This is a genomic window from Streptomyces sp. CNT372 (assembly GCF_000377145.1).
The window spans coordinates 103,754-128,046 of the sequence record NZ_KB897784.1; the positions used below are offsets into that span (position 1 = coordinate 103,754).

A 24,293-nucleotide genomic window follows, 5' to 3' on the forward strand; every position below is an offset into this window, starting at 1 on the left:
AGTCAGTCGCCCGGACCGATGCTGCTGCCGACCCCGCCGCTGGTCCCGCCCGCCGCTCCGACGGGCCGGATTCCCGCGGTGATCGCGTCCATCCCGGCGAGGTCGGGCCCGTCCGGGCCCGCGTCGAAGGCGAAGCGCACGACGACCATGGACTCGGTGCCGATGGTGGAGGGGAAGGCCACGGTCTGGACGTGGCCGCCGGGGCCCTTGCCGGTGGTCACGCGCCAGCGGATCAGGTATCCGGCCCGCCCGGCGACGGCGACGTTCTGGGCCTTGACCACTTTGTGGGCCCGGAGCCCCCCGTAGGCGGGGGTACCGAGGACGTCCTCGTCGTACGCCTGGTCCGCCGCCTTGGCGATGTCGGCCTCGGCGACCTGCTTCGCGGTGGTGGCGTCCGCCGAGGGGGTGGCGCTGAGGGAGGTGACGCGGCCGTGGCGGCAGAGGGAGGAGCCGCCGCCGGGGCAGTCGTAGGTCTCGTCGGTGTGCATGCCGGCGCCCGGGCCGATCAGGCGGTCCGACGTCTCCCAGCCGTCGGGCACGGGCAGGCTGACGCCGTTGAGCTGGTCGACGAGCCGGCCCTCGTCCGGGTCCGCCGAGAGTGCGGCGGACGGCGCGGCCGAGCCGCCGGGGGCGGGGGACGCCGGGGCGGCGGCGGTGGTCCCCGGGCCGCCGGAGGCGACGGGGTCCGGTCCGCCGTCCTCGTCGTCCGTGCCGAGGAGGAGGACCGCGCCGGTGACCACGGCGGCGACGAGCACGGCCCCGGCGGCCACCAGGGCGACGGTCCGCCGCGACCGGCCGCCGGACCCCCCGGGCGTGCCCGGGGCGACGGGCGGCCCGAAGCCGCCGGGGCCGAAGCCGGCCCCGGCGGTTCCGGACTGCGGGGCCCCGAAGGTGCCGGGGGCCCCGGGAGCGGCCGGGGCCTGGCGGACGTGAGCGGTCCATGCCGTGCCGTCCCACCAGCGTTCCGTGCCGGGCGCCTGCGCGTCCGGGTACCAGCCGGGCGGAGTCGTCATGCTCATGCGGCCACCCTAGCCGCGCCCCCGGCCGGCGCCGCCCGCACCCGCCCCGTGCCTGCCCGCCCCCGTCGCGGCCACCGCCGCGTGCGTCACGGCCGCCTACACCGGGGTGACGTACGCCCCCGAGATCCCCCCGTCCACCAGGAAGTCCGTCGCGTTGACGAAGGAGGAGTCGTCGCTCGCGAGGAAGGCGACCGCCGCCGCGATCTCCTCCGCGTCGGCGAAGCGGCCGACCGGGATGTGGACCAGGCGGCGGGCTGCCCGCTCCGGGTCCTTGGCGAACAGCTCCTGGAGCAGCGGGGTGTTGACCGGCCCGGGGCAGAGCGCGTTGACCCGAATGCCCTCGCGGGCGAACTGCACGCCCAGTTCGCGGGACATCGCCAGCACGCCGCCCTTGGACGCGGTGTACGAGATCTGCGAGGTGGCCGCGCCCATCCGCGCCACGAAGGAGGCGGTGTTGATGATCGAGCCCCTGCCCTGGCGCCGCATGTAGGGGATGGCCGCCTTGCAGCAGAGGTAGACGGAGGTCAGGTTGACCTCCTGGACGCGCTTCCACGCCTCCAGGCCGGTCTCCAGGATGGAGTCGTCGTCGGGCGGCGAGATGCCCGCATTGTTGAAGGCGATGTCGACGCTGCCGTAGGTCTCGAACGCGGTCCGGAACAGGGCCTCGACCTGCTCGGCGTCGGTGACGTCCACCCGGACGAAGGTCCCGCCGACCTCGTCCGCGGCGGCTTTGCCGGCCTGCTCGTCGATGTCGGCGCAGACGATGTGCGCGCCCTCGGAGGCGAGCCGGCGCGCGGTGGCGAGGCCGATGCCGCTGCCCGCCCCGGTGATCACGGCGGTGCGTCCGACCAGGCGGCGGCAGAGGGATGTGTCGGTCATGGTCAGGCCTCCGTGCTGATGAAGACGTTCTTGGTCTCGGTGAACGCGGTGAGGGCGTCGGGGCCGAGTTCCCGGCCGAGGCCGGACTGCCCGTAGCCGCCGAAGGGGGTCCAGTAGCGGACACTGGAGTGGGAGTTGACGGAGAGGTTGCCGGCGGCGACCGCGCCGGACACCCGCAGGGCGCGGCCCACGTCACGGGTCCAGATGGAGCCGGAGAGGCCGTAGTCGGTGGCGTTGGCGAGCCGGACGGCGTCCTCCTCGTCGTCGAAGGGGAGGACGACGGCGACGGGGCCGAACACCTCCTCGCAGGCGGCGGGGGCGTCGGGCGCGAGGCCGGTCAGGACGGTCGGCGGGAACCAGAAGCCGGGCCCGGCGGGCGCGGTGCCCCGGATCGCCTCGGCGTCCTCGGGGACGTAGGAGCGGACCCGGTCGAGCTGGGCCCGGGAGATCAGCGGGCCCATCTGCGTGCGTTCGTCCCCGGGGTCGCCGACGACGACGGACTCGATCGCGGGGGCGAGCAGGCCGAGGAAGCGGTCGTAGACCGAGCGCTGCACCAGGACGCGGGTGCGGGCGCAGCAGTCCTGGCCGCTGTTGTCCAGGAAGGACATCGGGGTGGCAGCCGCGGCCTTCTCCAGGTCGGCGTCGGCGAAGACGATGTTGGGGCTCTTGCCGCCGAGTTCGAGGGTGAGCCGTTTCACGCGTTCCGCGCAGAGCGCCATGATGCGCTTGCCGACGCGGGTGGAGCCGGTGAAGACGATCTTCGCGACGCCGGGGTGGCGGACCAGGGCCTCCCCCGCGATGCCGCCGCGCCCCGGCAGCACCTGGAACAGGCCCTCGGGGAGCCCGGCCGCCAGGGCGAGTTCGGCGAGGCGCAGGGCGGTGAGCGGGGTCGTCTCGGCGGGCTTGAGGATCACGGCGTTGCCCGCGGCGAGGGCGGGTGCGGTGCCCCAGGCCGCGATCGGCATCGGGAAGTTCCAGGGGGCGATGACGCCGACCACGCCGAGGGGTTCCAGGAGGGTGACGTCGAGGCCGCCGGGCACCGGGATCTGACGGCCGGTCAGCCGTTCGACGCCACCGGCCGCGTAGTCGAGGAGATCGCGGACGTTGCCGGCCTCCCAGCGGGCGTTGCCGATGGTGTGGCCCGCCTCGGTGACCTCCAGCCGGGCGAGTTCCTCGGTGTGGTCGTCGACGACGGAGGCGAAGCGGCGGAGCAGCCGGGCCCGGTCGGCGGGGGCGGCGGCGGCCCAGGCGCGCTGGGCGGTGGCGGCCCGGGCGACGGCGGCGTCCACCTCGGCGGCGCCGGCCGCGGGGACGGTGGCGACGACCTTCTCGGTGGCCGGGTCGAGGACGTCCAGCGCCTCGGGGACGTGCGGGGTGTCGGACACGGGGGGCCTCACAGGCGTTCGAAGGAGCGGCGCAGCTCCCAGTCGGTGACGGCGGCGTCGAAGGCGTCGAGTTCGACGCGGGCCATGTTGCGGTAGTGGTCGACGACCTCGTCGCCGAAGGCCGCCTTGGCGACGGCGCTGGCCTCCCACAGTTCGGCCGCCTCGCGGAGGGTGGTGGGGACGCGGTCGTATCCGGCGTCGTAGGCGCTGCCGGTGCAGGCGTCGGGGAGTTCGAGCTTCTGCTCGACGCCGTGCAGGCCCGCGGCCACCAGGCCGGCGACGGCGAGGTAGGGGTTGACGTCGCCGCCGGGGAGCCGGTTCTCGAAGCGCATCGAGCGGCCGTGGCCGACCACGCGCAGGGAGCAGGTGCGGTTGTCGTGGCCCCAGGCGACGGCGGTGGGGGCGAAGGAGCCGGGCTGGAAGCGCTTGTAGGAGTTGATGTTCGGCGCGTAGAGAAGGGAGAACTCGCGCAGCGCGGCGAGCTGGCCGGCGAGGAAGTGCCGCATCAGCGGGGACATGCCGCCGGGGCCGTCGCCGGCCATGGCGTTGTTCCCGTCGGCGTCCTGGAGGGAGAGGTGGATGTGGCAGGAGTTGCCCTCGCGCTCGTTGTACTTGGCCATGAAGGTGAGCGAGACGCCCTCCTGCGCGGCGATCTCCTTGGCGCCGGTCTTGTAGACGGCGTGGTGGTCGCAGGTGACCAGGGCCTCGTCGTACTTGAAGGCGATCTCGTGCTGGCCGGGGTTGCACTCCCCCTTGGCCGACTCCACGGTGAGGCCGGCGCCGGCCATCTCGTTGCGGATGCGGCGCAGCAGGGGCTCGATCCGGCCGGTGCCGAGGACGGAGTAGTCGACGTTGTACTGGTTGGCCGGGGTGAGGCCGCGGTAGTCGCGGTCCCAGGCCTGTTCGTAGGTGTCCCTGAAGACGATGAACTCCAGCTCGGTGCCGACATGGGCGCTGAGGCCCAGTTCGGCGAGCCGGCCGAGCTGGCGGCGGAGGATCTGGCGGGGCGCGGCGGGCACGGGCGAGCCGTCGTGCAGCGCGAGGTCGGCGACGACCAGGGCGGTGCCCTCGTGCCAGGGGATGTGCCGCAGGGTTGCGAAGTCGGGACGCATGGCGAAGTCGCCGTAGCCGTTCTCCCAGGAGGACATGGCGTAGCCGCCCACGGTGTTCATCTCGGTGTCGACGGCGAGCAGGTAGTTGCAGCCCTCGGTACCGTGCTCGGCGACCTCGTCAAGGAAGAACCGGGCGGCGAACCGCTTGCCCTGGAGGCGTCCCTGCATGTCGGGGAAGGCCAGGACGACGGTGTCGATCTCGCCTCGCTCGACCCGCACGCGCAGGTCGTCGAGAGCGAGCGGGGGTGTGCGGTCTGCCACGGGACAACGCCTCCTAGGGGTCAACCGGTCGGCCGGAGTCATAAGGTATTGCGGAAGACCTTTGATTGGGAAGGGGAAACGGCGAGGTGGCGACAACGGACGGCACGGAAGACGGCGGCAGCCCCGGGAACGGCGGCGCCGCGACGGACCGCACCGGCCCGGAGGGCACCGCACCCGACCGGCTGGCCGCGGTGCTGGGCACCGTGCGGGCGGGCAACGGCTTCGAGGAGGCCCTGGAGCAGATCCTGCAACTGCTGCGGCTGGGCCTGGTGTCGGCCGGCGAGCGGCTGCCCGCGGAACGCGAACTCGCCGAGCGCATGGGCATCAGCCGGGTCACCCTGCGCGAGGTGCTCAAGGTCCTCACCGACCAGGGCCTGGTGGAGAGCCGGCGCGGCCGCTACGGGGGCACCTTCGTGCTGCACCGCCCCGGCGGCCACGGCGAGGACGAACTGCGCCGGCGGGTCGCGGGCGTGGACGTGGAGGACACCCTGCGCTTCCGCGAGGTGCTGGAGACGGGCGCGGCGGGTCTGTGTGCCGCGCACGGGCTGGACGCGGCGGGCGCGGAGCGCCTGCGGGCGGCCCTGGCGGCCACCCATGACGCGCCGCTGGCCGACTACCGCAAGCAGGACACCCTGCTCCATCTGACCCTGGCCGAACTGTCCGGCTCGCCCTCGCTGACCGCCCGGTACGCGGCGGTCCGGGCCACCCTCAACGACCTGCTGGACTGCATCCCGCTGCTGGTGCGGAACCTGGAGCACTCCCAGCACCAGCACACCGCCCTGGTGGAGGCCGTCCTGGACGGGGACGCGGACGCCGCGCGCGAGGTGATGCGGGAGCACTGCGAGGGCACCGCGGCCCTGCTGCGCGGCTTCCTGGGGCGCGCCTGAGCCGGGACCGGGCGGGCCCGCGCCCGAGGGCGTTCCGCGACCGCCGCCGCGACCGATCCGTAACACCGCGTTTACGCACGGGGCTTGCGCGCCCCGACACCGGACCGCAAAGGTGTGCGCACAAACCTTTGACCTGAGCCAGGAGCGACCCATGGCTGAAGGCACCACCTCGCGCACCCCGTCCACGGCGTCCACGGCCTCCTCCCCCGCCGAGGCCGAGGGGGACGCCTATCTCAAGCGGCGCGCCCTGCGCCGGGGCAGCGCCGGCTGGCTGCTGCTCACCGGTCTCGGCGTCGCCTACGTCGTCTCCGGGGACTACTCCGGCTGGAACATCGGGCTCTCCGAGGGCGGCTTCGGCGGACTCGCCGTCGCCATGCTCCTCATGGGCGCCATGTACGCCTGTCTCGTCTTCGCGCTGGCCGAGCTGTCGGCCATCCTGCCCACGGCGGGCGGCGGTTACGGCTTCGCCCGGCGGGCGCTGGGCACCTGGGGCGGCTTCCTCACCGGCACCGCCATCCTCATCGAGTACATCCTGGCGCCGGCTGCGATCTCCATCTTCATCGGCGACTACGTGGAGTCCCTGGGACTGTTCGGCCTGGAGTCCGGCTGGCCGGTCTATCTCGCCTGCTTCGCCGTCTTCATCGGCATCCACCTCTGGGGTGTGGGCGAGGCCCTGCGCTTCAGCCTGATCGTGACGGTGGTCGCCGTGGCCGCCCTGCTGATCTTCGCGGTGGGCGCGTTCACCGAGTTCTCGGCCTCCGGGCTGACCGACATCCCGGTCGACGATGAGGCGTTCGGCGCCAACTCCTGGCTGCCGTACGGGCTGCTGGGCATCTGGGCGGCGTTCCCGTTCGGGATGTGGTTCTTCCTCGGGGTGGAGGGCGTGCCGCTGGCGGCCGAGGAGGCGAAGGACCCGGTGCGGTCCATGCCCCGGGCACTGGCCGTCTCCATGGGCATCCTGGTGCTGCTGGCCCTGCTGACCTTCTTCGCGGCGAGCGGCGCGCGCGGGTCGGCGGCCATCCAGGAAGCGGGCAACCCGCTGGTCGTCGCGCTCCAGGGCGACGGCGACCCGACCCCGCTGAGCCGCTTCGTCAACTACGCGGGCCTGGCCGGGCTGGTCGCCTCCTTCTTCTCCCTGATCTACGCGGGGTCCCGCCAGTTGTTCGCCCTCTCCCGGGCCGGCTATCTGCCGCGCTTCCTCTCCCTCACCAGCCGCCGCAAGTCGCCCTACCTCGGGCTGCTGATCCCGGGCGCGATCGGCTTCGCGCTCGCCGCGGGCACCGGGAACGGCGCGCGGATGCTGAACATCGCCGTCTTCGGCGCGACGATCAGCTACGCGCTGATGGCCCTCTCGCACATCGTGCTCCGCCGCCGGGAGCCGGAGCTGCACCGCCCGTACCGCACCCCGGGCGGGATCGCGACCTCCTCGGTCGCCCTCGTGCTGGCGCTCTCCGCGCTGGTGGCGACCTTCCTGGTGGACAAGGACGCCGCGTTCACCGCGCTCGTCGTGTACGCGGTGGCCCTGGCCTACTTCGCTCTCTACAGTCGACACCGTCTGGTCGCCCGGGCGCCCGAAGAGGAGTTCGCGGCGCTGGCGGCGGCCGAGGCGGAGCTGGATCGCACCTGAGGACATGCTCGTGACCCCACCGCTCATCGGTATCAGCACCTATCTGGAGTCCTCCGCCCGCTGGGGCGTCTGGGACATGCCCGCTGCCCTGCTGCCGGCCGCCTACCCGCGGCTGGTGCGGGCGGCCGGGGGCCTCGCCGTGATGCTCCCGCCGGACGACCCGGCGCGGGCGGCGGCGGTCCTGGCCCGGCTGGACGGCCTGGTCGTCGCGGGCGGCCCGGACGTGGACCCCGCGCGTTACGGCGCAGAACGCTCGGACCGCACCGGCCCGCCGGCCCCCGAGCGCGACGCGTGGGAGCTGGCCCTGGTCCGGGCCGCGATCGACGCGGGGACTCCGCTGCTCGGGATCTGCCGGGGGATGCAGTTGCTGAACGTGGCCTGCGGCGGCACCCTCGTCCAGCACCTCGACGGCCACACCGGCGGCCCGGCGGGCACCACCCTCGGCCTCTTCGGCGCGCACACGGTCAAGCCCGTGCCGGGCACCCGGTACGCCTCGCTGGTCCCGGAAGCCGCGTCGGTGCCCACCTACCACCACCAGTCGGTGGACCGCCTCGGCGAGGGGCTGGTGGCCTGCGCGTACGCGGAGGACGGCACGGTGGAGGCGGTCGAGACGGCCGGGCCGCCGCCGGACGGGGCCGCGCCGGCGCCGGGGTGGGTGCTGGGCGTCCAGTGGCACCCGGAGATGGGCACGGACACGCGGGTGATGGCGGGCCTGATCGCGGCCGCGACCGGGCCCTGACGGGCCGCGACCGCCTCGCGGCGCGCGCCGGGTGCCCGTCTCGCGGCCCGGGCCCCGCGCCCTCGCCGCACGTACGCGGCCAACGGCCGCCCGAGCCCGCCCGCCATGGAACCGGCGGCTGACCGTGGCCTCCGCCCCCCGACGTACAGTCCGCCCCACATACGCGTACACCCACGCGGCCGGCGGCCGACCTGGCCCCGCCCCGCCGCAGGACCGGTCCCCGCGTACGCCCACGCGGCCCGTGGCCGGCAGCCCCGCCGCGGGGCCGGCCGCCCACGCCGCAGGCGGCGAACCGGCCCGGTCCGGCCCCGCCGTACAGCCCGCCCCCCGCCCGGCTCCCGTCTACCCCCGGGTCAGCCCCAGCAGGTCGCGGGCCGGGCCCGTCGGACGGTGGCCCTGGGGCCAGACGGCGCGGAGGTCGCGGTCGAGGCGGACGCCCTCGACCGGGACGCGGACCAGGCGGCGCGAGGCCAGTTCCTCGGTGACCGCCAGTTCGCTGAGCACCGCCGGGCCCGCGCCGCTCACCGCCGCCGCCTTGACCGCCGTCGTGGAGGCCAGCTCCAGCAGCGGGGCCGCCAGGCCCCCGTGCGCGGAGAGGGCCGAGTCGAGGACCTGCCGGGTGCCGGAGCCCCGCTCGCGCAGCACCAGCGGTGCGGCGGCCAGCTCCGCCGGGGTGAGCGGGCTCCGGCGCCGCCGGGCCCACGGGTGCCCGGGCGCGGCGACCACGAAGAGCCGGTCGTGGCCGACGACCGTTCCGTCCAGCCCCTCCGGCACGCTCAGCCCCTCCACGAAGCCGAGGTCGGCCTCCCCGGCGAGGAGCCGTTCGGCGACCGCGGCGGAGTTCCCGGCGAGCAGGGAGACGGCGGTGTCCGGGCGTCCGGCCCGCAGCGCGATCAGCCAGCCCGGCAGCAGGTACTCCGCGATGGTCATACTGGCCGCGACCCGCAGCCGCGAGTCCCGCCGCCCCCGCAGCGCCTGTGCCCCCGCGTCGAAGGCCTCGGCGGCCTCGACCACCCGCCGGGCCCAGTCCGTGACCAGCGCCCCCGCCTCGGTGAGGCGGGAGCCGCGCGGGGAGCGTTCGACGAGGGCGACGCCGAGCTGCCGTTCCATCGAGCGGACCCGGCTGCTCGCGGCGGGCTGGGTGATGCCGACCTCGCGGGCCGCCCGGCCCAGACTCCCGTGCCGGGCGACGGCGAGCAGCAGTTCCAGGGCGCCGAGATCGGGCACCCGGTGGGCGAGCGGCACATGCTCCGGCTGGTCGGTCATAAGACCAGCTTATGAGGTGATAGGGGCATGATCCCTGGTGGGTCCCCGGTTCCGGCACGAGAGTGACGGCCATGGTCACCCTCACCGCTCCGTCCGCCTCTCCCCCGGTCCCCCTCGGGCCGGTGCCGTCCCCGGCGGACCGGGGGCCGGGGCGGCCGTCCCTCCGCCGCCTCGGCCCGAACTGGTACGCCCCGGTGATGGGCACGGCGGCGGTCGGCACCGCCGGCTGGGGGCTCGCCGCCGCGCCGGGCGGCGCGCAGCTCGCCGGACTCGGCCTCCCGCCGGTCGCCGCCACCGCCGTCCGGACCGGCGCGACCGGAGTCTGGGCCCTGTCCGCCCTGCTGCTGGCCGTCCTGCTCACCGCGCGCGCCGTGCACCGGACCCGGTACCCGGACCAGGTGCGGGCCGATCTGCTCGACCCGGCGGTGGCCCCGTTCTACGGCTGCCTGTCGATGGCGCTGCTCGCGGTGGGCGCCGGGGCCACGACGGCGGGCCGGGAGCTGCTGGGCCCGGCGGCCCTCCCGGTCGCGGCGGCCCTGTTCACGGCCGGGACCGCGACCGGTCTCGTGGTGGCCGTGGCCGTGCCGTATCTGATGGTGGTCCGGCACCGGGTGGCCCCCGGGAGCGCGACGCCGGTGTGGCTGCTGCCGGTCGTCGCGCCGATGGTGTCGGCGGCGACCGGCCCGCTGCTGGTGCCCCACCTGCCCCCCGGGCAGGCCCGGGAGGCGCTGCTGCTGGGCTGCTGGGCGATGTTCGGACTGAGCCTGCTGGCAACGCTGCTGATCCTGCCGGTCGTCTTCGCCCGGCTGCTGCACCACGGCCCGCTGCCCCTGGCGCTGACGCCGTCCCTCTTCCTGGTCCTCGGCCCGCTCGGGCAGTCGACGACGGCCGTGGGCAAACTGGCCGACGCGGCGCCGGGCGCGATCGGGGAGCCGTACGCACGGGGGCTCGCCGTGCTCGCCGTGGTCCACGGCGTCCCGGTGCTGGGTTTCGCCCTGCTGTGGCTGGCCCTCGCGGTCGCGATGGTGGTACGGGCGGGGCGCGCGGGGATGCCGTTCACGCTGGGCTGGTGGGCGTTCACCTTCCCGGTGGGCACCTGTGTGACGGGGGCGCAGGTGCTGGCCGAGCGGACCGGGCTGACGGCGTACGCCTGGCTGGCCGTCGCCCTGTACGCCGCCCTCCTCGCGGCGTGGGCCGTCGCGGCGGCGCTCACGGCCCGGGGGCTGCTCCGGGGCGAGCTGCTGCGAGAGCCGCGCCCAGCACCGCCGGGGCGGTGACCAGGGAGGGCCCGTACCAGGTCAGGGCGCGCCCGTCGAGGAGGGCGGTGGGCAGCCCGGGGAACGCCTCGGGGCCGTCGTCCGGGCCGAAGGCGTACGGCTCGTCGGGGAGGGCGACCAGATCGGCGCCCGAGGCGCGCAGCTCGTCCAGGGGGACGCGGGGGTAGCGCTCGGCGTGGTCCGCGTAGACGTTGGCGACGCCGAGGCGGGCCAGCACGTCCCCGGCGAAGGTGTCGCGTCCCAGGACCATCCACGGCCGGCGCCAGATCGGCACGACGACCCGGGCCGCCGGGCGCGCGGGCCGGACGGCGGCCCAGGCGGCCTCGGCCTCGTCGAGCCAGGCGGGCCGGGCCAGACCGCAGCCGTCGGCCAGGACCCGGTGCAGCTCGGTGAAGGCCGTCTCCAGCGTGCGTACCTCGGTGACCAGGACCCGCAGGCCGGCGGCGCGCAGGGCGTCCAGGTCGGGCGCCCGGTTCTCCTCCTCGTTGGCGATCACCAGATCGGGGCGCAGGGCGGCGACGGCGGCGGTGTCCGGGTTCTTGGTGCCGCCGATCCGGGCCACCTCGAGCCCGGCGGGGTGGCTGCACCAGTCGGTGGCGCCCACCAGGAGCCCGGAGGCGGTCACGGCGACGGCCTCGGTGAGCGAGGGCACCAGGGAGACGACGCGCACCGGTCAGGTCCGGGGGGCCGGGGTGGCGGAGATGTGGTCGGCGACGGCGACGAGCAGGATGCGGGTTTCCGGGCCGGTCGCGCGCCAGCGGTGGCGGACACCGCCGGACAGGAAGAGCGAGTCGCCGGGGCCGAGCCGGTGGGCGCGCCCCTCGGCCTCCACCTCCACCGCGCCGTCGGCGACGTACAACAGCTCGTCGTTGCGGTGGCTGAACTCGCCCTCGGTCTGGTGCTCGCCGCTGAACTCCACGGCCCGCAGCTGGTGCCGGCCGCGCACCAGGGAACGGGAGCCCTCCGGTCCGCCGGGGTGGGCGTCCTCGCCGGCCCGGACCAGGTCCACGGTGCGGGTGGTGTCGGAGGCGGCCAGCAGGGTGCCGACGGTGGTGTCCAGGGCGTCGGCGATGCGCTGGAGGGAGCGGTCGCTCGGGCGGGCCCGCTCGTTCTCGACCTGGCTGAGGAAGGGTACGGACAGTCCGCTGCGGGCGGAGACGGCGGCGAGGGTGAGGCGCAGGGCGCGGCGGCGTTTGCGCACGGTCGCCCCCACGCGGAGAGGTTCCTCCCTCTCCTTGGGGTCCTTCGCTTCCTTCGCGTCCATCGGGTGGGCTCCCCTCCCCTGGGTCCTGTCTCACCATACGCAGCATCCGCCCCTCCGTACTCGCCAAAGCGGCAGGACAAGGGCTCCGGGAGCCCGCGGTGCCGGATATGGCGACGCAAAAGGGGTGGGCCCCGCCGGATCGGCGGGGACCACCCCTCTGAACGCACCCCGTGTGCTACGGGATACGCACGGCTACCACTTCCCGGCTTTCCGGTGGGGGACCACTTCCCGGCGAGGCCGGTTCCCGTCCAGCCGGGCGCGGACGCCTCCTGCCACGAAGACACCGGCGGCGACCGCGCGACGCGGGGAGTGCCGGCGGGGTGCGGCATCATCGTGCCTGTGACGCGACGCCTGATGCTCCTCGACACCGCCTCCCTCTACTTCCGCGCCTACTACGGCGTCCCCGACTCGGTCCGCGCCCCCGACGGCACACCCGTCAACGCGGTCCGCGGGCTGATGGACTTCATCGCGCGGCTGGTGCAGGACCACCGGCCCGACGACCTGGTGGCCTGCTGGGACAACGACTGGCGCCCGCAGTGGCGGGTGGACCTGATCCCCTCGTACAAGGCGCACCGGGTCGCCGAGGAGCAGGCGCTGGGGCCGGACGTGGAGGAGACCCCGGACACCCTGGACCCGCAGGTGCCGGTGATCCGGGAGGTGCTGGCGGCGGTCGGTATCGCCCGTGTCGGCGCGGACGGCTACGAGGCGGACGACGTGATCGGCACCCTGACCGCGCGGGCGACCGGCCCGGTGGACATCGTCACCGGCGACCGCGACCTCTACCAGCTCGTCGACGACGCCCGGAAGCGCCGGGTGCTCTACCCACTGAAGGGCGTCGGCACCCTGCAGGCCACCGACGAGGCGTGGCTGCGCGAGAAGTACGGTGTCGACGGCCGGGGTTACGTCGATCTGGCGCTGCTGCGCGGCGACCCGAGCGACGGCCTGCCCGGAGTGCCGGGCATCGGCGAGAAGACCGCCGCGAAACTGCTGGACGCGTACGGGGACCTGGCCGGGATCCTGGCGGCGGTGGACGACCGCACCTCGAAGCTCACCCCGGCGCAGCGCCGCCGGCTGGACGAGGCGCGCCCCTATCTGGCGGTCGCGCCGAAGGTGGTGCGCGTCGCCTCGGACGTGCCGCTGCCCGAGGCCGACCTCTCGCTGCCGAAGGAGCCGAGGGACCCGGCCGCCCTGGACGCGCTGGCCGAGCGGTGGGGGCTGGGGGGCGCGGTGGTGCGGCTGCGGACGGCCCTGGCGGGCTGAGCGGCGGGCGCTCCGGCACCCCGGGTGTTAACTTAGGCAAGCCTAAGTACGCACCACGTCAGGGGAGACACCGTGGCTGAACAACCGGCCCGCAAGGCACCGCAGGTCCACGAGGCGAAGGTGGTCCGCACCGAGCGGCTCACCCCGCACATGGTGCGGGTGGTCCTCGGGCTCCCCGAGGACACCTCCTTCAGCGCCGACGAGTACACCGACCACTACGTCAAGCTGCTCTTCGCGCCCGAGGGCGTGAGCTACCCCGAGCCGTTCGACATGGACCGCGTCCGCGCGGAGTTCCCTCGCGAGCAGTGGCCCGCCAACCGCACGTACACGATCCGGACCTGGGACGCGGCCCACCGCGAGGCGACGATCGACTTCGTGGTCCACGGCGACGAGGGCCTGGCCGGCCCCTGGGCGGCGCGGGCACGGGCCGGTGACCCGATGTACCTGCTCGGCCCCGGCGGCGGCTACGCCCCGGACCCGGCGGCCGACTGGCACCTGCTGGCGGGCGACGAGAGCGCGCTGCCCGCCATCGCCGCCGCCCTGGAGCGGATGCCGCAGGGCGCGGTGGTGCACGCCTTCGTGGAGGTCGGGGGCGCGGAGGACGAGCAGAAGATCGTCACCCCGGACGGGGTGGAGGTCGTCTGGCTGCACCGCGGCGACCGGCCCGCGGGGGCCGCCCTGGTCGAGGCCGTGACCGGGCTGGACTTCCCCGAGGGGGAGGTCTGCGCCTTTGTGCACGGTGAGGCGGGCGCGGTGAAGGAGCTGCGCCGCCATCTGCGCGTGGAGCTCGGCATCCCGCTCGCCCGCCTCTCGATCTCGGGCTACTGGCGGATCGGCAAGACGGACGAGGCGTGGCGCGCCGTCAAGCGCGAGTGGAACGAGCAGGTGGAGCGCGAGCAGGACCGGCCGGCGGCCTGACCTGTCCACCACCCCGGGCCGCCCCGGCCGACCGGGGCGGCCCAAGGCGTGACACGATGCGCGGCACGGGACCGGGCGGCCTCCGGGCCGGCGCACACCGGGCGGTCCGCACCGGGCCGGACCGACAAGAACCGATCGGGCCGGCCCGCATCGGTCCGATCCGGACCGATGCGGCCGGTGCGCATCGATGCGGTCCGCTCCGCATCGGTCCGCTCCGGACCAATCCGTTTCGCTCCCGGCACCGAATACGGCACGACGGACGTCCGCGACGGGCGTCCCGGCCGTGCGCACCATGGAGGAACACCGCGTGAAAGAAGCCGTCCACATCGGTGGCCCCGCCCCGGCGGGGCCCGATCTTCAGGAGCTGCTCGTCCTGGTGGCCAGAGGCGACCAGGACGCCTTCTCCGAGGTCTACGACGCCGTGAGCGGTGCGGTCCTCGGGCTGGTGCGCACGGTCCTGCGCGATCCCGCCCAGTCGGAGGAGGTCGCCCAGGAGGTCCTCGTCGAGGTCTGGCGCACGGCTGCCCGCTACCAGCCCGCCCGCGGCTCCGCGAAGACCTGGATCCTCACCCTGGCCCACCGCCGGGCCGTGGACCGGGTGCGCTCCGCCCAGGCGGCCACCGACCGGGAGCAGCGGGCCGCGCTGCTGGAGCGGACACCCGCGTACGACGAGGTCACCGAGCAGGTGGAGGCCCGCCTGGAGCGCGAGCAGGTGCGCCGCTGCCTCGGCGGGCTGACCGAGCTCCAGCGCGAGTCCGTGACGCTGGCGTACTACCGGGGCCTCGCGTACCGCGAGGTCGCCGAACTCCTGTCCGTGCCGCTCGGCACGGTCAAGACCCGACTGCGCGACGGGCTGATCCGGCTGCGCGACTGCCTGGGGGTGAGCGCGTGAACACCGTTGATCTGCACATGCTGACGGGGGCCTATGTGCTGCACGCCCTCTCGCCGGAGGAGCGCGCGGAGTTCGAGAGCCATCTGCGTGCCTGCCCGTCCTGCGCCCAGGAGGTCCGCGAGCTGGCCGCGACCGCGGGGAGGCTGGCCGCCGCCGTGACCGTGACCCCGCCGCCCGCGCTCAAGCGGCGGGTGATGGCCCGGCTGCCGGCGGAGCGTCAGGAGGGCCCCGTCGTCCCGCGTCAGGCCGGTCGGCCCACGGGTGGCCGGCGCCGGGCCGTGTCCCGGTTCGTCCTCGCGGCGTGCGTCGCGGCCGCGGCCTCGCTGGGCGGGGTGGCGGTCTGGCAGTACCAGGAGGCCCGGGACGCGATGGAGCGCGCCGAGGCGGCCGAGCGCAGGACGGACGAACTGACGGCGGTCCTCTCCGCCCCGGACGCCGTCGTGGAGAGCGGGAACCTGGCGGACGGGGCGCGGGCCACGGTCGTCGTCTCGCGCGACCGGGACCGGGCCGTGTTCCTCGCGTCGGGAATGCCCGAGCCCCCGGCGGGCAAGGTCTACCAGCTCTGGTTCAACGACGGCGAGGCGATGCGCTCGGCGGGCCTGATGGACCCGGCGGCGACCGGCGGCGCGGTGCTGATGGAGGGGCCGGTGGGCGGCGCGTCCGGCATGGGGATCACCGTCGAGCCGGCCGGCGGCTCACCGGAGCCGACCTCGGAGCCGGTGGCCCTGATGGACTTCCCCGCGTAGTGGACGGCCGGGGGCGGACCCGTCCGTCTTCCGGCTGCCCCGTCACGGGCGTTCCACACCGGGTGGTTCACCGGCAGAGTCCGGGCCGCTCCGCCCCCGGGTGGTTCACCGGCCGGCCCCGGGCCGCTCCGGCACGGCGTCCGGGTCCCGACCCGGCAGGCCCGGCGGCCCTGAGCCCGGGCGCGGACGGGCCCGCCCGGGCTCAGGGCCGCCGGGCCCCGGGGACCGCGTCCCGCTTCGGCGGCAGCGGGAAGAAGCCGCTGGTACGGGCCGCGTACTCGGCGAAGCCCGGCCGGTCGGCCATATGCCGCTCCAGCAGCCGCTTGCCGCTCCCCCGGGTCAGCAGGAAACTCATCACCACCGGGCTGACCAGGCACATCGCGGCCACGGCCGGCTGGTCGCAGACGAACAGGAACAGGCCCCACCACACCAGGAAGTCCCCGAAGTAGTTCGGGTGCCGGGTCCACGACCACAGGCCCCGGTCCATGATCCGGTCCTTGTTCGCCGGGTCCGCCTTGAAGCGGGCGAGTTGCGCGTCCCCCACCGCCTCGAAGAGAAGACCGGCGAGCCAGACCGCGCAGCCCGCCCACACCACGGCCCCGGCCGGGCCGTGGACGTACTGCGCCGCCTGCACGGGCAGCGAGACCAGCCACACCAGGGCGCCCTGGAGGAGGTAGACCATCCGCAGGGCGTAGAGGTTCCGGTTGCCGGGGGCGCGGGAGAGCATGCGCTCGTACCGGGGGTCCTCGCCGTGGCCCCGTCCGCGCCGCGCGATGTGCGCGGCGAGCCGCAGCCCCCAGACGCAGGTCAGTACGGTGACCAGCAGCCGGCGAGGGTCGTCGCCCTCACCGGCCGAGGCGGCGTACGAGGTCAGGGCCACCGCCGCGAACCCGGCACCCCAGGCGACGTCCACGATCCGGTGCACCCCCTTGCGGACCGCCACGGCGAAGGTCACCAGCATCACGGCGAGGGCGGCGCCCGCGCTGAGGCCCAGCCCCTGCGCGAACGCGGCCCACGAGAAACCGTTCATGACGCGTACCACTCCCTCGGTGTCGCGGGCATCCCCGAAGCGCCGTCCGCGCCGGGCCGCACCGCGAGGATCTGGTCGACCCCCATCCGCCGCTCCTCGAACGCCAGCCCGCCGCCCACCAGATAGAGCCGCCAGACCCGGGCCGTCTCCTCCCCGGCAAGCGCGGCGAACTCGGCCCAGCGGTCCTCCAGCGTCCGGTGCCAGGCGGCGACCGTGCGCGCGTAGTGCTCGCGCAGCGACTCCACGGACCGGACCTCCAGACCGGCGCCCTCCAGCAGACCGACCGTGTCGCCGACCGGGCGCATATGCATGTCCGGGGCGATGTACGACTCGATGAACGCGCCCCCGCCGGGCGCGTCGGCGCCCCGGGACATCTGCTGGACGAGGACGCGGCCGCCCGGCCGGAGCGTCCCGTGCAGGACGGCGGTGAACGCCGGGTACTCGGCGTCGCCGACGTGCTCACCCATCTCGATCGTGGACACCGCGTCGTAGCCGCCGTCCTCGATGTCCCGGTAGTCGGTGTGCCGGACCTCGACCAGCTCGCCGAGCCCACGCTCCTCGGCCTGCCGCCGTACATGGGCGGCCTGTTCGGCGGAGAGGGTCACCGCGGTGACCCGGACCTTGTGCTCCGCCGCCGCGTACAGGGTCAGCGAGCCCCAGCCGCAGCCGATGTCCAGCAGCCGGTCCCCGGCGCGCAGTCCGAGCTTGCGGCAGATCAGCTCCAGCTTGGCGCGCTGCGCGTCCCCGAGGCTCTGCTCCCCGCCCGGCCCACCGCCCGCACCCCCGGCCGGCCCGCCGCCCGGACCGGCGTCGGTCCAGTACGCGCAGGAGTACGCCATGGTGTCGTCGAGCAGCAGGGCGTAGAAGTCGTTGGACAGGTCGTAGTGGTGGCTGATCGCCGCCCGGTCGCGGGACTTGCTGTGCAGCTCGCCGCTGAGCCGGGCCTGGGAGGCGGGCGCGGGCGGGCGGGGCCCGACGGCGCCGAGGCGCAGCGCGGTGCCCAGCGCCCGGGCCCGGTCGGCGGGGCTGAGCCGCGGCGGGGCGAGGGCGCGCCCGCGGACGGCGGCCCAGACGGTGCGCAGCCCCTCCGCGAGGTCGCCCTCGACGTCGATCTCGCCCGTGATGTACGCCTGGGCGAGGCCGAGTTCGCCGGGCTGCCACAGCAGCCGGCGCAGGGCCCGCCGGGAGCGGATCACCACCACCGGTCCGGTGCCGGTGCCCGCGGTGGAGCCGTCCCAGGCACGCAGCCGCAGGGGCAGCCGGCCACCGAGGACCTCCTCGACCAGAGGTGCCAGACGCTGGGCTGCGCCGGCACGGCGGCCGGTCGCCGGGCGGCGGGCCGGGCGGGTGGTCGTCGCCGTCATGCCGTTCCTCCGTTCGCGACGGGCCGGGCCGCCCCGTTCGTGCCGGGCCGGGTCAGCCGCAGCTGGCGCACATCCAGGTATCCGGAGCGGAAGCCCGCCTCCGAGTAGGCCAGGTAGAAGGTCCACATACGGCGGAAGGTCTCGTCGAAGCCGAGCGCGTCCACCTCGGCGGCGCGCGCGGTGAAGGTCTCCCGCCACAGCCGCAGGGTCTCCGCGTAGTGCGGTCCGTAGCCGTCGCAGGCCGTGACGCGCAGCGCGGTGTGCTCCTCGGTGGCCTCGCGTATCGCCTGGCTGGAGGGGAGCATTCCGCCGGGGAAGATGTACTTCTGGATCCAGGTGTGGGTGTCCCGGGAGGCGAGCATCCGCTCGTGCGGCATGGTGATCGCCTGGAGGGCGACCCGGCCGCCGGGGGCGAGCAGCCGGTCCAGGGTCCGGAAGTACTCCGGCCAGAACTCGGCGCCGACCGCCTCGATCATCTCCACGCTGACCACGGCGTCGTAGGTGCCCAGCACCTTGCGGTAGTCGCGCAGCAAAACGGTGACCCGGTCCGCGAGATGCGCCTCCCGCAGCCGCCGCCGGGCCAGGCGCTGCTGCTCCTCGGAGAGGGTGACGGTGACGACCTTCGCGCCCCGGCGGGCGGCGCGCAGGGCGAGTTCGCCCCAGCCGGTGCCGATCTCCAGGAGCTGGGTGCCCTCGCCGACCTCCGCCAGGTCCAGCAGCCGGTCGATCTTGCGGTGCTGGGCGGCGGCCAGCAGCTCCGGCTCTGCGGGCAGCGCGCGGAACACTCCTGCGGAGTACGTCATCGTCTCGTCGAGGAACAGGCCGAACAGCTCGTTGGAGAGGTCGTAGTGGTGGCTGATGTTGGCGCGGGTGACGTCGGTGGTGTTGCGGTGCCGCTCGGGCTGCCGGGGTGCCCAGAGCCCGCGCAGCCGCTGCAGGGACGGGGGCACCAGCGTCGCGGCGTTCCCCGCGAGGACTTCGAGGACGCCCACCAGGTCCGGAGCGTCCCACTCGCCCGCCATGTAGGACTCCCCGAAGCCGATGAGCCCGCCCGCCGCGATGCGCCGGAAGAAGGCGCGCGGCTCGTGGACGCGCATCAACGGACCGCCCAGACCCAGGGGTTCGTCCTCACCTGCGATCCGGACGCGCAGGGGCAGCGGCCGAACGGCGTGCCGGACGATCCGCTCGGCGACCGCCGTACGCAGCCGGGACACCTCGGGCGGCGCGGCGACGTCCGGCCACCGCTCCGCGTCGACGCGCACCGCACCGGCGGTCGGAGCCGGGGCCGGGGGCGAGGCCGGGTCCGGGATCGGCGGGACGGGGATGACGGGCACGCTCACTGGACACCCTCCTGGGGGCTGTGACGGGGACGGGGGCGCACGGGCAGGCGGCGCAGGTAGAGGCGTATGCCGTGGTAGCGGATGCCCGCGGACACGGCGAGGGTGGCGAGGGGGCGGCGCAGTACGCAGCGCAGCACCGCGCCGGTGGTGGCGGGGCGGCGCTCGCCGCGAACGGTCGCGGTGAACGGGCGCTTTCCGCCCTGCTCCAGATGGACCGTCAGGGCGAGCCGCTCTTCCGGTTCGGGCAGCCGCATCCGGTAGCGGCCCTCGATGTCGAGGAACGGGGAGACGTAGAACTCCTTGTCCACCACGGCCCGGTGCTCCTCGTCGGCGTGGAGGAGGTAGCAGTGTCGCTCGCCGTAGGTGTTGTGGACCTCGGCGACGGTGCAGAGCGGGGTGCCGTCCCGGCGGCGGCACCAGTAGAGGGTCAGCGGGTTGAAGACATGTCCGAGGACGCGGCCGTGGGCGAGCATCAGCACGCGCGCGTCGCCGAGGTCGATGCCCCGCGCGGCGAGGAACGCGGCGAGTCCGGCGCGGATGCTGGGCGCGCCGCCGCCGAAGTGGTCCCGGGCGTCGAAGCGGGCGAAGGGGCGAAGCGGCGGGGGCAGCCGGGGCGGGGAGTCGGGGTCGACCAGCCACAGATAGGTGCGGTGGCGCAGGGCGTAGGTGCTCGGCGCGGTCCGCACATGGGCGACCTCGCACGGGTACAGGGCGGGGGCCGGGGCGGCGGGTGCGCTGCTCACCACTCCACCCCCAGGGCTCGGGCCGCCGCCACCCCGGACCGGCAGCCGTCCTCGTGGAAGCCCCAGCCGTGGTAGGCCCCGGCGAAGGCGGTGACCGGCCCGCCGAGTCCGGGCAGCAGGCGCTGGGCGGCGACGGACTCGGGCGTGAAGACCGGGTGCTCGTACGCCATCCGCGCCAGCACCCGCTCCTCGGGCACGCCCTCGGCGCCGCCCAGGGTGACGACGTAGGGCTCGGGGGCGTCCAGCCGCATCAGCCGGTTCATGTCGTAGCTCACCCGCACCGCCGAGGCACCCGCGTCGCAGTCCGGCATGGAGAAGTTCCAGCTCGCCCGGGCCCCGGCGGAGCGCGGCAGGACGGAGGCGTCGGTGTGCAGGACGGTCGTGTTGCGGGAGTAGGTGAACGCGCCGAGGGCCCGGGTCTCCTCGGCGGTCGGGTCGGCGAGGAGGCGCAGGGCCTGGTCGGGGTGGGTGGCGACGACCACGCCGTCGTACTCCCGCGTCTCCCCGTCCTCCCCGGTGACCTCGACGCCGTCGGTGTGCCGGCGCACGGCCCGGACGGGAGTGCCGGTGCGCACGGCGGAGAGCTGCTTGCCGATCCGGTCCACGTACTCGCGCGAACCGCCGGTGACCGTGCGCCAGACCGGGGAGCCGGAGATCGCGAGCATCCCGTGGTGGTCGAGGAAGCGGAACAGGTGCAGTGCCGGGTACCGCAGCGCGGTGCGGGCGTCGCAGGACCAGACGCAGGAGACGACCGGAGCCATGAAGTGGGCCGTGAAGTACGGGGAGAAGCCGGCGTCCGCGATGAACTGCCCGACGGTCAGCGTCTCGTCGCGTTCCTCGTCCAGCAGCCGCCGCGCCCGGCGGTGGAAGCGGGGCACCTCGGTGAGCATCCGCAGATACGCCCCGCGCAGCGCCTGCCGGGGCCGCGCGAAGAGCCCGGCGGGCCCGCGGGCACCCGCGTACTCCAGTCCGCAGCCCTCGCACCGCACGGACATGCTCATCTCCGACTCCTGCGTGGCCACCCCGAGTTCCCCGAAGAGGCGCAGCAGCTGCGGATAGGTCCGCTCGTTGTGCACGATGAACCCGGAGTCGACCCGCGTCAGCCGCCCCCCGGGCCCCGGCACGTCATGGGTGTGCGCATGCCCGCCGAGCCGCGGGTCCGCCTCGTACAGGGTCACCTCGTGCTCCCGCTGGAGGATGTACGCGGCGGTCAGCCCGGCGACCCCGCCCCCCACCACGGCGGTCCGCCGCCGCTCCGTCGCTCGCATTCCGCTCCCTCCGAGCGGCTGGGAGCCGCCCCTCGGGGTGCTATTCGTGCCGTGGGGGTGATCGGATTGGTCCGGCGGGAATCTTTTCGCACCGGTGTCCCGCGGGGACGCCGCACAACGCGGCCGCCCCGGTCACCGCCTTGTGGCGGTGACCGGGGCGGGTCGGGCCGGTTCTCCCGTTCAGCCCAGGGAGCTGTACGCCACGACCCCCCGCAGCATCGCGTCCACCGCCTTGCGCGCGTTCTTCGCGACGGTGCTGTTCTCCCTGGGGGCCGCGGCGGCGATCTGGCCGAGGACGTCGATGACCTGCTTCGACCAGCGGACGAAGTCGCCGGCCGGCATCTCCGCCTCGCGCAGGACCTCGTCGAGGCCGCGGTCGGCGGCCCACTGGTACGCGGCCCAGGCGAAGCCGAGGTCGGGCTCGCGCTGGCCGACGCCCTCCGCCTGGTTGATCCGGAAGTCCTCCTCCAGCGCGTCGAGGCGGCCCCAGATGCGGACCATCTCGCCGAGGGCGGTCTTGGCCGCGCCGGCCGGGACCTTGGGGGCCACCGCGTCGTCCGCCTGGCGGGACTCGTAGACCAGGGCCGAGACGCACGCGGCGAGTTCGGCGGGGGCGAGGCCCTCCCAGACGCGCTCGCGCAGGCATTCGCTTGCCAGCAGGTCGAGTTCGCCGTAGAGGCGGGCGAGGCGCTTGCCGTGCTCGGTGACCTCGTCGCCGCGGAGGTAGTCCATCTCGGTCAGCAGGGCGACGATCCGGTCGAAGGTGCGCGCGATGGTGTTGGTGCGGCCCTCGATGCGCCGCTCCAGCTGCCGGGTGTCGCGCTGGAGCCGGTGGTAGCGCTCGGCCCAGCGGGCGTGGTCCTCGCGCTCGTCGCAGCCGTGGCACGGGTGGGCGCGCAGGGCGGTCCGCAGCCGGCTGATCTCGCGGTCGTCCGCGGCCGACGACCGGCCCCGGCGGTGCCGGTCCGGCACGATGTGCCCGGCCTTGGTGCGCAGCGCCGAGGCCAGGTCGCGGCGGGACTGCGGGGAGCGGGCGTTGAACGACTTGGGGATCCGCATCCGCTCCAGCGCCTCCACCGGCACCGGGAAGTCCATCGAGGCCAGCCGCTTGACCTGGCGCTCGGCGGTGAGGACCAGCGGGCGCGGCCCGTCGTGGTGGTCGAAGCCGCGGTGGCCGTTGGTCCGGCCGGCCGGGAGCCCCGGGTCCAGGACCAGCGCCAGGCCGGCGAACTTGCCGGTCGGCACATGGATCACATCGCCGGGCCGGAGCTTCTCCAGCGAGGCGGCGGCCGCCGCCCGGCGCTGCGCGGCGCCCTGCTTGGCCAGCTCGTTCTCCCGGTCCTTGAGCTCCCGGCGCAGCCGCGCGTACTCCTCGAAGTCGCCGAGGTGGCAGGTCATGCCCTCCCGGTAGCCGTCCAGGCCCTCCTCGTTCCGCTGGACCTGGCGGGAGATCCCGACGACCGACCGGTCCGCCTGGAACTGCGCGAAGGAGGTCTCCAGCAGCTCCCGGGAGCGGTGCCGGCCGAACTGGTGCACAAGGTTGACGGCCATGTTGTACGAGGGCCTGAAGCTGGAGCGCAGCGGGTAGGTGCGGGTGCCCGCGAGCCCGGCCAGCGCGGACGGGTCCATCGCGCGCTGCCACAGGACCACGGCGTGGCCCTCGACGTCGATCCCGCGCCGCCCGGCCCGGCCGGTGAGCTGGGTGTACTCGCCGGGTGTGATGTCGGCGTGCTGCTCGCCGTTCCACTTGACGAGCTTCTCCAACACCACCGTCCGCGCGGGCATGTTGATGCCCAGTGCCAGGGTCTCGGTGGCGAACACGGCCTTCACCAGGCCGCGGACGAACAACTCCTCCACGACCTCCTTGAAGGTCGGCAGCATGCCGGCGTGGTGCGCGGCGATGCCCCGCTCCAGGCCCTCCAGCCACTCGTAGTAGCCGAGGACGTGCAGGTCCTCGCCGGGGATGGCGGCGGTGCGCTCCTCCACGATCCGGCGCACCTCGGCGCGCGCGTCCTCGTCGTTGAGGCGGAGCCCGGCGTACAGGCACTGCTGGACGGCGGCCTCGCAGCCGGCCCGGCTGAAGATGAAGGTGATCGCGGGCAGCAGCCCCTCGGCGTCGAGCCGGTCGATCACCTCGGGCCGGCCCGGCGTCCAGATGCGGCTGCGCTGACGGCGCTCGCGCTCCCGGTCGGCCTCGCGGACCATCTTGCCGCGGCGCCGGTCGCGCGGGTTGTACGTGCGCTGGTTCTCCATCCGGGCCAGGCGCACCAGGTCCGGGTTGACCTCGCGCCTGGTCCGGCCCCGGCCGCCGTGGTCGGTGCTCTCCTCGAAGAGGTCGTACATCCGGCGGCCTGCCATGACGTGCTGCCACAGCGGAACGGGCCGCTCCTCGGAGACGATCACCTGGGTGTCGCCGCGGACGGTGTCCAGCCAGTCGCCGAACTCCTCGGCGTTGGACACGGTCGCGGAGAGCGACACCAGCGTCACCGACTCGGGCAAGTGGATGATCACTTCCTCCCAGACGGCGCCGCGGAAGCGGTCCGAGAGGTAGTGCACCTCGTCCATGACGACATGGCCGAGGCCGGTGAGCGAAGAGGACCCCGCGTACAGCATGTTCCGCAGGACCTCGGTGGTCATGACGACCACGGGCGCCTCGGAGTTGACGGAGTTGTCACCGGTGAGCAGGCCGACCTTCTCGGGGCCGTAGCGCCGCACGAGGTCCGCGTACTTCTGGTTGGACAGGGCCTTGATCGGCGTGGTGTAGAAGCACTTGCGGCCCTGGGCGAGCGCCAGGTGGACGGCGAACTCGCCCACGATGGTCTTGCCGGAACCGGTCGGCGCCGCGACCAGCACGCCCTTGCCGGCCTCCAGGGCCTGGCACGCCTCGACCTGGAAGGGGTCGAGGCCGAACTCGTACATCGCGCGGAAGGAGGCCAGCGCGGTGGCCTCCTCACGGGCGCGGACGCGGGCGGCGGCATAGCGCTCGGCGGGGGAGAGATCCTCGGTCATCTTGCTT

21 protein-coding genes are annotated in these 24,293 nt (G+C 74.7%); 8 read left to right on the plus strand and 13 right to left on the minus strand.

Features of this window, described 5'->3' with window-relative positions; genetic code table 11:
- Positions 1 to 2: 2 nt before the first annotated feature.
- The 4 genes from C593_RS0119380 to C593_RS0119395 all read right to left on the minus strand — a co-directional run bounded on the left by C593_RS0119380 (position 3) and on the right by C593_RS0119395 (position 4,656).
- Positions 3 to 1,013 carry a DUF2510 domain-containing protein gene (locus C593_RS0119380; protein ID WP_020610353.1) on the minus strand — a complete coding sequence of 337 codons (1,011 nt, stop codon included), beginning with the start codon at positions 1,011 to 1,013 and terminating at the stop codon, positions 3 to 5.
- Between the two features lie 102 nt (positions 1,014 to 1,115).
- Positions 1,116 to 1,898, minus strand: a complete 783-nt coding sequence (locus C593_RS0119385; RefSeq protein ID WP_018848964.1) for a 3-oxoacyl-ACP reductase — start codon at positions 1,896 to 1,898, stop codon at positions 1,116 to 1,118.
- A gap of 2 nt (positions 1,899 to 1,900) precedes the next feature.
- Entirely contained in the window at positions 1,901 to 3,283 is a 1,383-nt protein-coding gene (locus C593_RS0119390) for an aldehyde dehydrogenase family protein (RefSeq protein ID WP_018848965.1), read from the minus strand.
- Positions 3,284 to 3,291: 8 nt separating this feature from the next.
- A complete protein-coding gene (locus tag C593_RS0119395) occupies positions 3,292 to 4,656 on the minus strand; it encodes a glutamine synthetase family protein (protein WP_018848966.1) in 1,365 nt (454 codons plus the stop codon).
- An 86-nt stretch (positions 4,657 to 4,742) separates the two neighbouring features.
- Between C593_RS0119395 and C593_RS0119400 the strand changes: the two genes are divergently transcribed.
- From C593_RS0119400 to C593_RS0119410, 3 genes are all read left to right on the plus strand, one after another.
- Positions 4,743 to 5,543: an FCD domain-containing protein gene (locus C593_RS0119400; protein WP_018848967.1), complete on the plus strand. Its 801-nt coding sequence runs from the start codon at positions 4,743 to 4,745 to the stop codon at positions 5,541 to 5,543.
- Between the two features lie 151 nt (positions 5,544 to 5,694).
- On the plus strand, positions 5,695 to 7,170 hold the full coding sequence (gene eat, locus C593_RS0119405) for an ethanolamine permease (RefSeq protein WP_018848968.1): 1,476 nt from the start codon (positions 5,695 to 5,697) through the stop codon (positions 7,168 to 7,170).
- A gap of 4 nt (positions 7,171 to 7,174) precedes the next feature.
- Positions 7,175 to 7,909 carry a gamma-glutamyl-gamma-aminobutyrate hydrolase family protein gene (locus C593_RS0119410; protein ID WP_018848969.1) on the plus strand — a complete coding sequence of 245 codons (735 nt, stop codon included), beginning with the start codon at positions 7,175 to 7,177 and terminating at the stop codon, positions 7,907 to 7,909.
- A 342-nt stretch (positions 7,910 to 8,251) separates the two neighbouring features.
- On the opposite strand, the gene C593_RS0119415 is transcribed toward C593_RS0119410, so the two are convergent.
- Positions 8,252 to 9,175, minus strand: coding sequence for a LysR family transcriptional regulator (locus C593_RS0119415; RefSeq protein WP_018848970.1), 924 nt, complete (start codon positions 9,173 to 9,175; stop codon positions 8,252 to 8,254).
- A gap of 71 nt (positions 9,176 to 9,246) precedes the next feature.
- Here C593_RS0119415 and C593_RS0119420 point away from each other — a divergent pair, with 71 nt between their 5' ends.
- A complete protein-coding gene (locus C593_RS0119420; RefSeq protein WP_018848971.1) occupies positions 9,247 to 10,452 on the plus strand; it encodes a TDT family transporter in 1,206 nt (401 codons plus the stop codon).
- Here C593_RS0119420 and C593_RS0119425 read toward each other — a convergent pair.
- Entirely contained in the window at positions 10,385 to 11,122 is a 738-nt protein-coding gene (locus C593_RS0119425) for a helical backbone metal receptor (RefSeq protein ID WP_018848972.1), read from the minus strand. The two genes, C593_RS0119420 and C593_RS0119425, sit on opposite strands and share 68 nt — an antisense overlap.
- A 3-nt stretch (positions 11,123 to 11,125) precedes the next feature.
- Positions 11,126 to 11,716, minus strand: a complete 591-nt coding sequence (locus C593_RS0119430; protein WP_018848973.1) for an XRE family transcriptional regulator — start codon at positions 11,714 to 11,716, stop codon at positions 11,126 to 11,128.
- 354 nt (positions 11,717 to 12,070) lie between these two features.
- Between C593_RS0119430 and C593_RS0119435 the strand changes: the two genes are divergently transcribed.
- The 4 genes from C593_RS0119435 to C593_RS0119450 all read left to right on the plus strand — a co-directional run bounded on the left by C593_RS0119435 (position 12,071) and on the right by C593_RS0119450 (position 15,532).
- The gene (locus tag C593_RS0119435; RefSeq protein WP_106434705.1) at positions 12,071 to 12,976 is read left to right on the plus strand and encodes a 5'-3' exonuclease; all 906 of its coding nucleotides are present in this window, start codon (positions 12,071 to 12,073) and stop codon (positions 12,974 to 12,976) included.
- A 72-nt stretch (positions 12,977 to 13,048) separates the two neighbouring features.
- Entirely contained in the window at positions 13,049 to 13,894 is an 846-nt protein-coding gene (locus tag C593_RS0119440) for a siderophore-interacting protein (RefSeq protein ID WP_018848975.1), read from the plus strand.
- A gap of 307 nt (positions 13,895 to 14,201) precedes the next feature.
- On the plus strand, positions 14,202 to 14,786 hold the full coding sequence (locus tag C593_RS0119445; protein WP_026277852.1) for a sigma-70 family RNA polymerase sigma factor: 585 nt from the start codon (positions 14,202 to 14,204) through the stop codon (positions 14,784 to 14,786).
- The gene (locus tag C593_RS0119450) at positions 14,783 to 15,532 is read left to right on the plus strand and encodes an anti-sigma factor (protein WP_018848977.1); all 750 of its coding nucleotides are present in this window, start codon (positions 14,783 to 14,785) and stop codon (positions 15,530 to 15,532) included. The genes C593_RS0119445 and C593_RS0119450 overlap by 4 nt, the downstream gene beginning before the upstream one ends.
- 202 nt (positions 15,533 to 15,734) lie before the next feature.
- Here C593_RS0119450 and C593_RS0119455 read toward each other — a convergent pair whose 3' ends face one another.
- From C593_RS0119455 to C593_RS0119480, 6 genes are all read right to left on the minus strand, one after another.
- The gene (locus C593_RS0119455; protein ID WP_018848978.1) at positions 15,735 to 16,562 is read right to left on the minus strand and encodes a DUF1295 domain-containing protein; all 828 of its coding nucleotides are present in this window, start codon (positions 16,560 to 16,562) and stop codon (positions 15,735 to 15,737) included.
- On the minus strand, positions 16,559 to 17,926 hold the full coding sequence (locus tag C593_RS0119460) for an SAM-dependent methyltransferase (protein WP_018848979.1): 1,368 nt from the start codon (positions 17,924 to 17,926) through the stop codon (positions 16,559 to 16,561). The genes C593_RS0119455 and C593_RS0119460 overlap by 4 nt, the downstream gene beginning before the upstream one ends.
- Positions 17,923 to 19,266, minus strand: coding sequence for an SAM-dependent methyltransferase (locus tag C593_RS0119465; RefSeq protein ID WP_018848980.1), 1,344 nt, complete (start codon positions 19,264 to 19,266; stop codon positions 17,923 to 17,925). The genes C593_RS0119460 and C593_RS0119465 overlap by 4 nt, the downstream gene beginning before the upstream one ends.
- Positions 19,263 to 20,009 carry a DUF1365 domain-containing protein gene (locus C593_RS0119470; RefSeq protein ID WP_018848981.1) on the minus strand — a complete coding sequence of 249 codons (747 nt, stop codon included), beginning with the start codon at positions 20,007 to 20,009 and terminating at the stop codon, positions 19,263 to 19,265. Before C593_RS0119470 ends, C593_RS0119465 begins: the two co-directional genes overlap by 4 nt.
- Positions 20,006 to 21,277, minus strand: a complete 1,272-nt coding sequence (locus C593_RS0119475) for an FAD-dependent oxidoreductase (RefSeq protein WP_018848982.1) — start codon at positions 21,275 to 21,277, stop codon at positions 20,006 to 20,008. The genes C593_RS0119470 and C593_RS0119475 overlap by 4 nt, the downstream gene beginning before the upstream one ends.
- A 180-nt stretch (positions 21,278 to 21,457) precedes the next feature.
- On the minus strand, positions 21,458 to 24,286 hold the full coding sequence (locus tag C593_RS0119480) for a DEAD/DEAH box helicase (RefSeq protein ID WP_018848983.1): 2,829 nt from the start codon (positions 24,284 to 24,286) through the stop codon (positions 21,458 to 21,460).
- Positions 24,287 to 24,293 lie beyond the last annotated feature (7 nt).

What these genes read in the sequence shown, in the direction of transcription:
- C593_RS0119435 (WP_106434705.1), top strand. Translation starts at nt 12,071, where the DNA reads ATGCTCCTCGACACCGCCTCCCTCTACTTCCGCGCCTACTACGGCGTC.
- C593_RS0119460 (WP_018848979.1), bottom strand. Translation starts at nt 17,926, where the DNA reads ATGACGGCGACGACCACCCGCCCGGCCCGCCGCCCGGCGACCGGCCGC.
- C593_RS0119455 (WP_018848978.1), bottom strand. Translation starts at nt 16,562, where the DNA reads ATGAACGGTTTCTCGTGGGCCGCGTTCGCGCAGGGGCTGGGCCTCAGC.
- C593_RS0119410 (WP_018848969.1), top strand. Translation starts at nt 7,175, where the DNA reads ATGCTCGTGACCCCACCGCTCATCGGTATCAGCACCTATCTGGAGTCC.
- C593_RS0119415 (WP_018848970.1), bottom strand. Translation starts at nt 9,175, where the DNA reads ATGACCGACCAGCCGGAGCATGTGCCGCTCGCCCACCGGGTGCCCGAT.
- C593_RS0119380 (WP_020610353.1), bottom strand. Translation starts at nt 1,013, where the DNA reads ATGACGACTCCGCCCGGCTGGTACCCGGACGCGCAGGCGCCCGGCACG.
- C593_RS0119475 (WP_018848982.1), bottom strand. Translation starts at nt 21,277, where the DNA reads ATGCGAGCGACGGAGCGGCGGCGGACCGCCGTGGTGGGGGGCGGGGTC.
- C593_RS0119480 (WP_018848983.1), bottom strand. Translation starts at nt 24,286, where the DNA reads ATGACCGAGGATCTCTCCCCCGCCGAGCGCTATGCCGCCGCCCGCGTC.
- eat (WP_018848968.1), top strand. Translation starts at nt 5,695, where the DNA reads ATGGCTGAAGGCACCACCTCGCGCACCCCGTCCACGGCGTCCACGGCC.
- C593_RS0119430 (WP_018848973.1), bottom strand. Translation starts at nt 11,716, where the DNA reads ATGGACGCGAAGGAAGCGAAGGACCCCAAGGAGAGGGAGGAACCTCTC.
- C593_RS0119385 (WP_018848964.1), bottom strand. Translation starts at nt 1,898, where the DNA reads ATGACCGACACATCCCTCTGCCGCCGCCTGGTCGGACGCACCGCCGTG.
- C593_RS0119420 (WP_018848971.1), top strand. Translation starts at nt 9,247, where the DNA reads ATGGTCACCCTCACCGCTCCGTCCGCCTCTCCCCCGGTCCCCCTCGGG.